Here is a 5,584-nt window from a genome sequence, read left to right on the forward strand (position 1 = left end):
GGTGGGGTAGCCCGCGATCGGCTTGAGGCTGCCGACGCTCGCCGGGGTCGTCCGGGCGCCGCCGCCGAGCAGCCGGGTGTTCGCCGGGCAGGTCGCCACCACCAGGCCGACCACGGCGGCGCCGCTCGGCCCGGCCGTCTTGTTCATCACCACCTGGGTGTGGTCGATCAGGCTGCTGCCGAGGCAGACCGCGTAAGGCGTCGAGGAGAACGAGCCGTTGACCGCGCCGCCGCTGCCGCCGATCGCCAGCCAGTGCGTGTCGTCGGTGCCGACGACCCCGGTCGAGCCGGTGTACTCGGTGCTGCCGTCGGGGCTCGGACCGGTGCCGTTGACGTGGTTGCCGTTGGAGGACGTCCCCGTCCCGATCGCCTGGTCGATGCCGCCGCCGGACACCGGCCCGGCCGCACAGTCGGCGTGCGTGGAGATCTCGGAGAAGGTCGCGGCGGGCCCCGAGGCCGCGCCCGGGGTCTTCACGGTCGCGGCGACCGTGTTCGCGGACGCCGTCGCCGGCAGCAGCACGGCGAGGACGGCAGCCGCCGCCAGAGCCTTGCCCGCAGCGGTACGGCGCAGGAATCCCCTGCCCATCGGCACTTCCCTTCCGGGGCCGGCGCGCTGCGGCGGCCCGGTGGTACGGATCTGATCAGGCCTCACGTCCGTGAGGCGCTGCCATCCTCCGGCCCGCCGTCGAGGGCGGGCCACTGGTGATCCGCACGGCACCGCGGTGCCGCGGTCGGGTGATCGACCAGGGGTGGGCCGGTCGGCCGGTGCCCGGGAGCAGCGGATCGGCGGACCGTTCGGACAACGGCAGGTCCGGTGCGCGCCGTCCCGTCGGCCGGCCGGGGGATCATGGACCGACCGCGACGGAAGGGGGACTCGATGGCATGGGTGGCGGAGTGGGCCACCGGCCCGGTGGGGGACGGTGTCGGCACGGTGCGACAGGCCGTCGGCGGCGGGCACGGGGGACCGGTGAACGCCGTGGCCACCGCGGTCGTCGACGGCCGAGCGGTGGCGGCGAGTTCGGGCCAGGACGGCAGCGTCCGGTGGTGGGACGTGGCGGACGGGCGGCTGCTCGGCGCCTTCGGGACCGGCCGGTTCACCGGCCTCGCCACGGCCGTGGTCGGCGGACGACCGGTCGTGCTGACCGTGGGCGACTACGACCCGCGCTTCGTCCGCGACCCGGAGACCGGCGCCTGCCTGTGGCACCTCCCGGTGGACGACGCCGTCTCCGTGGCGGTCTGCCACCCGGGCGGCAACCCGGTCGCCGTCACCGGCCACGAGGACGGCGGCACCCGGCTCTGGGACCTGGCCGGGCAGTGCGCGCTCGGCCCCGTCCTCACCGGACACGACCACGCCGTGCACGCCGTCGCGGCGGCCGTGGTCGACGGACGGCCCCTCGCCGCGACCTCCAGCGGCATGGACGTCGACCAGAGCTGGGACCGCGACGTCCTCGTCCACGACCTGACGGACGGCCGCCGGCTGGCCGGCCTCCCGGCCGCCACCACCTCGGCGGTGAACGCCCTCGCCCTCACCGCCGTCCACGGCCGGGCCGTCGTGGCGACCGGCGACTGGCGCGGCACGCTCCGCCTCCACGACGTCCGCTCGGGTGCGGAACTCGCCCCCGCTCCCGCCCCGCACCACGGCATGTTCGGGGCACTCGCCGCGGGGGAGTGGGCCGGCCGGCCCGTGCTGGCCTCCGGCGGCGACGACGGGACGGTACGGCTCACCGACCCGACGACCCGTACTCCGCCCGCTCCCGACCTGCGGCTCCCCGGCAGGACGGCCGCGCTCGCCCTGCTGCCCGGCCGGCGCCTCCTCGCCGCCCACGACCGCGAACTCGTCCTGCTGGCACACCGCCCCGGGCCCTGACGGCCCGGGGGTCAGGCGCCGGCGGCCTCCGTACGGGCGGCCAGCAGGATCGCCGCCACACTGCCCGCCTCGGTGATCTCCCCGGAGGTCACCCGGGCGAGCGCCTCCTCCAGCGTGCAGCGGTGCACCGTCATCCCGGCCTCCGTCGAGTCCCGCGCCATCGTCCCCGCCGACAGGCCCGTCGCCAGGAACAGATGGGTGACCGCGGACGTGCTCGACGGCAGCGGATGGATCGCCCCCAGCGGCCGCCACCCGGCGGCCCGCAGCCCCGTCTCCTCCTCCAACTCGCGCCGGGCCGCGGCCTCCGGCGCCTCGCCCGACTCCACGCCTCCGCCGGGCAGGTGCGGCATCCGGCGACCGGTCAGGTAGAAGTCGTCCTCGACCAGCAGCAGCCGCCGGTCGCCGTCGAGCGCCACCGTCCGCACCGCGTCCGCGACCTCGACGTGCTCGTAGCGGAACGGCGGTGCGTACGGCCCCTGCACGGTGTCCGCGACCAGCCGGACGAACGGCCCGGTGTGCAGCACCTCCCGGCCCGTCCTGCGCCATCCGCCCAGCGTCCCGTCCACCGTGCCTCCCCGTCGCCAGCCCGCTCCTCCCGCCGACGCTACGCGGCTCCCGTGCCCGCCGGAGGGAGGGCGCGGAAACTCCCGGCGCGCCCTCGTCCGCCGGCGCCGCCGCCGCGACTGCATAACCGGTTGCCGCCGCACGGCCCGGCCGGGTAGGAAGCTCGCATGCTTACAGGCAGCAAGGTCGGGCTGAGGGCCCGGCACGAGGACGACATCCCGATCCTGCGGACCGGCCTCTACGACGACGTGGTGAACGGCTCGCGGGCGGAGGGCAGCCCGTGGCGGCCGATCCCGCCCGGCTCGAAGGACCCGCGGCTCGCGGTGGACGACACCGAGCCGAGCCGGGTCCCGTTCTCCGTGGTGGAACTCGACGGCGGCACGCTGGTCGGCACCGCGGCGCTGTGGGGCATCGACACCCACAACCGGTCCGCGCACATCGGACTCGGGCTGCTGCCCACCGCCCGCGGCAAGGGCTACGGCACCGACGTGGTCGCGGTGCTGTGCCACTACGGCTTCGTGGTGCGCGGCCTGCAGCGGATACAGATCGAGACGCTGGCGGACAACTTCGCGATGATCGGCTCCGCCGAGCGCAACGGCTTCGTCCGCGAGGGCGTGCTGCGCTCCTCGGCCTGGGTCATGGGCGAGTTCCTGGACGAGGTGCTGCTCGGGCTCCTCGCCCGGGACTGGAAGCCCGACACCGGGAGCTGACGAGGCGCCACCGGCTGCTCAGGCGTCGACCCCGCCGGCGGCCACCGCGCGCAGGTCCGCCACCGCGTCGAAGAACGCCCAGCCGTCCACCGCACAGGTCGTGCGGTCCGGCAGCTGCGCCCCCGCGGCCAGCGCCGCGTCGAGGAAGGCCCGGGCCGTGCCCGGTTCGTGGAGGTTGAGCACCGGGCCGCCCGCGGTCGTCACCGCGCCGGACGGCAGGAATCCGTCCGACACCATCCGGCCCGGCCCCTCGGCGAACACCAGCAACAGCCGGCCGTTGACCCCCGGCCGGCGCACCGTCAGCAGGTTGCGGCAGCGCCGGCCGTCCCCCTCGCCGTCGTCGGACGCGTGGTCGTGCCCGACCGACCACAGGAAGACCTCCTCGCCGACGACCATCCGCCGCGGCTTCCTCTCACTGCGTGCCATGGGCCGAGCCTAACGGCCCGCCGCACGGGCCCGGAGCCGTCCGGCGGGCCGGGGCAGGTCTCCCGTGTGCGGGGTCCCGTTCAAGGGCCGCTTCGTCGGGCGAGGACGCAGAACTCATTGCCTTCCGGGTCTGCGAGCACGACCCGGGGTGCCCCGTCCGGGCCGACGTCGGCCCGGCGGGCGCCGAGGGCGAGCAGCCGCTCGACCTCGGCCGCCCGGTCGTCGGGACGGAAGTCCAGGTGCGGCCGTTCGGTGGCCGGGGTGTGCACTTTCCGGTTCTGGCTCGTTGGGAGGGTGTGGCGGATGATCCGAGTGGTGGTGGGCGACGGGCCGCGCCGATGGTGTGGGCGCTGGCGGTGCGCGAGGGGCCGGACGGCAGGTCGGCGGCGGAGGCGATCGTCGAGGTCGGGCAGGACTGGTACGGCGAACTCGTCGCGGACGCGATGGACAGCGGGTTCGTCCTCGCCGCCGGCGACCCGCCGGCCACCACCGGCGTGGTGGAGGTCAGCGACGGCTGGTTCGAACGGCTGGTGATGGTCGGCGGCCGCGGGGTCTGGGAGCCGCACCCCCCGGTGCAGGCGTCCCCGGTGTGGCTGGCCGCGGCGGCGGAACCGCCCGGGGTGCTGGTCCTCGTCGTCCCGCCCGGCACCTGGCCGCCCGGACTGATGGGCCTCGACCCGATGCAGCAGGCGGAGGCCTTCGGCCGCAGCCTGGAGGCCGCCCGGGTGCGGGGGCTGGTCCTGCACGGCACGGCCGCGGTCGTCGTGCACTGACGCGGTCGTGCCGTGCACCGACGCGGTCGTCCACTGACGGGGTGTCGAATCGCCGTCACGGGTTACACGCAGACCGGCCGGGACACCGGCGCGCGGGATCCGGGGAGGGCGGGGCGATGGTCTTGAGACGCACGGTGACGGGCAGCGGCACGACCGGTTCGGGCGGGAGTCCGGGCGGCGGCCCGGCCGCCGCGGTGGTGGTGCGGTTGCGGGCGGAGGGCACGGCAGCGCGCCGTACCGGGAAGCGGCGACCGCGGGAACCGCAGCGGCCGCTGCCGTTCCTGCACCGACCCGGCGTGGTGCCCGCGCTGGTACGGCTGCTGGTGCTCCTGGTCGCCCTGGCGGCGACCGTGCTGTTCGCGGTGGTGCTCGCCCGGGCCACGCTCGTTCCGCAACCGGGGTCGCGCGGCCTCGTCCACGCCAACCTCAGGCCCGGATCCACCCTGGAGCTGTACCTCGACCGGCCCGCCGTCCGCGAGGCGGTCAAGCAGGTCGGCGGGAACCTGCTGCTCGGGGCGCCGTTCGGGATCCTGCTGCCGTTGCTGTCGCGGCGGGTCGGCGGACTGCTTCGGGTCACACTGCTGACCGCGGTGACGATGGTGCTGGTGGAGTGCGCACAGGCCGTGCTGGTGCCGGGCCGGGCCTTCGACATCGACGACGTGCTGCTCAACACCGCGGGCGCGGTGCTGGTCCACCTGGTGGCGGGCCGCCGGATCGGCCGGGCGCTGCACCGCGCCCCGCGCGCGGCCGACCGGCCCCGTGCGGGATGACTGCGGGCAGGGCCGGTCGTGTCCGCGGAGGCATCTGAGGATGCGGGCGGCCTGTGGCCCAACCATGACCTGGCCCCGGGCCCAGGCCGCCCGGCGCCGACTCTGGCACAGGTGCTCCCCGCTCCGCTGGACCGTCTCAGCAGGCGAAAGGGGGAGCGCTTCCCGGCCGGTCCGGGTCACCCCTCGACGGCGGAGAGGGTGGCGTAGACGACGACGTTGCCGAGGTAGCCGGTGCGCTTGGTGAAGCCGCCGCCGCAGGTGATCAGCCGGAGCTCGGGCAGCCCGGAGGTGTTGCCGTACACCTTCGCGTCGGGGAAGGACTTCTTGTCGTAGACCTCGACGGCGTCGACGGTGAACACCGCGGTGCGGCCGTCGGCCCGCTCGACCTCGACGGTCCTGCCCTTGGTGAGGGCGCCGAGCCGGAAGAAGACGGCGGGGCCGGTACGGGTGTCCACGTGGCCGGCCAGGACGGCGG

8 protein-coding genes and 1 pseudogene are annotated in these 5,584 nt (G+C 75.8%); 4 read left to right on the forward strand and 5 right to left on the reverse strand.

Annotated elements, in window-relative coordinates; translation table 11 throughout:
• Positions 1-585 (reverse strand): annotated as a pseudogene (locus tag ABZ641_RS24280) (hypothetical protein); the annotation flags it as partial.
• A gap of 291 nt (positions 586-876) precedes the next feature.
• Between ABZ641_RS24280 and ABZ641_RS24285 the strand changes: the two are divergent.
• On the forward strand, positions 877-1,866 hold the full coding sequence (locus ABZ641_RS24285; protein WP_359984851.1) for a hypothetical protein: 990 nt from the start codon (positions 877-879) through the stop codon (positions 1,864-1,866).
• A gap of 11 nt (positions 1,867-1,877) precedes the next feature.
• Here the strand turns inward: ABZ641_RS24285 and ABZ641_RS24290 are convergent, their stop codons facing one another.
• The gene (locus ABZ641_RS24290; RefSeq protein WP_359984854.1) at positions 1,878-2,432 is read right to left on the reverse strand and encodes an NUDIX hydrolase; all 555 of its coding nucleotides are present in this window, start codon (positions 2,430-2,432) and stop codon (positions 1,878-1,880) included.
• A gap of 165 nt (positions 2,433-2,597) precedes the next feature.
• On the opposite strand from ABZ641_RS24290, the gene ABZ641_RS24295 reads away from it, so the two are divergent.
• Positions 2,598-3,140, forward strand: coding sequence for a GNAT family protein (locus tag ABZ641_RS24295; protein ID WP_344628369.1), 543 nt, complete (start codon positions 2,598-2,600; stop codon positions 3,138-3,140).
• Positions 3,141-3,158: 18 nt separating this feature from the next.
• On the opposite strand, the gene ABZ641_RS24300 is transcribed toward ABZ641_RS24295, so the two are convergent.
• Both ABZ641_RS24300 and ABZ641_RS24305 read right to left on the reverse strand, forming a co-directional pair.
• Positions 3,159-3,566, reverse strand: a complete 408-nt coding sequence (locus ABZ641_RS24300; protein WP_359984856.1) for a hypothetical protein — start codon at positions 3,564-3,566, stop codon at positions 3,159-3,161.
• Positions 3,567-3,646: 80 nt separating this feature from the next.
• Positions 3,647-3,835, reverse strand: coding sequence for a VOC family protein (locus tag ABZ641_RS24305; RefSeq protein ID WP_359984859.1), 189 nt, complete (start codon positions 3,833-3,835; stop codon positions 3,647-3,649).
• A 27-nt stretch (positions 3,836-3,862) separates the two neighbouring features.
• Between ABZ641_RS24305 and ABZ641_RS24310 the strand changes: the two genes are divergently transcribed.
• Entirely contained in the window at positions 3,863-4,339 is a 477-nt protein-coding gene (locus ABZ641_RS24310; protein WP_359984861.1) for a hypothetical protein, read from the forward strand.
• A gap of 116 nt (positions 4,340-4,455) precedes the next feature.
• On the forward strand, positions 4,456-5,109 hold the full coding sequence (locus tag ABZ641_RS24315; protein ID WP_359984864.1) for a VanZ family protein: 654 nt from the start codon (positions 4,456-4,458) through the stop codon (positions 5,107-5,109).
• Between the two features lie 176 nt (positions 5,110-5,285).
• Here the strand turns inward: ABZ641_RS24315 and ABZ641_RS24320 are convergent.
• The coding region (locus tag ABZ641_RS24320) for a sortase (RefSeq protein ID WP_359984867.1) at positions 5,286-5,584 on the reverse strand (299 nt) is incomplete at its 5' end.

Source organism: Kitasatospora sp. NPDC007106, assembly GCF_040634455.1.
GTDB lineage: Bacteria > Actinomycetota > Actinomycetes > Streptomycetales > Streptomycetaceae > Kitasatospora > Kitasatospora arboriphila.

Bases quoted from the DNA above. Each gene is read 5' to 3' on its own strand.
- ABZ641_RS24285 (WP_359984851.1), top strand. From the start codon at position 877: ATGGCATGGGTGGCGGAGTGGGCCACCGGCCCGGTGGGGGACGGTGTC.
- ABZ641_RS24315 (WP_359984864.1), top strand. From the start codon at position 4,456: ATGGTCTTGAGACGCACGGTGACGGGCAGCGGCACGACCGGTTCGGGC.
- ABZ641_RS24295 (WP_344628369.1), top strand. From the start codon at position 2,598: ATGCTTACAGGCAGCAAGGTCGGGCTGAGGGCCCGGCACGAGGACGAC.
- ABZ641_RS24300 (WP_359984856.1), bottom strand. From the start codon at position 3,566: ATGGCACGCAGTGAGAGGAAGCCGCGGCGGATGGTCGTCGGCGAGGAG.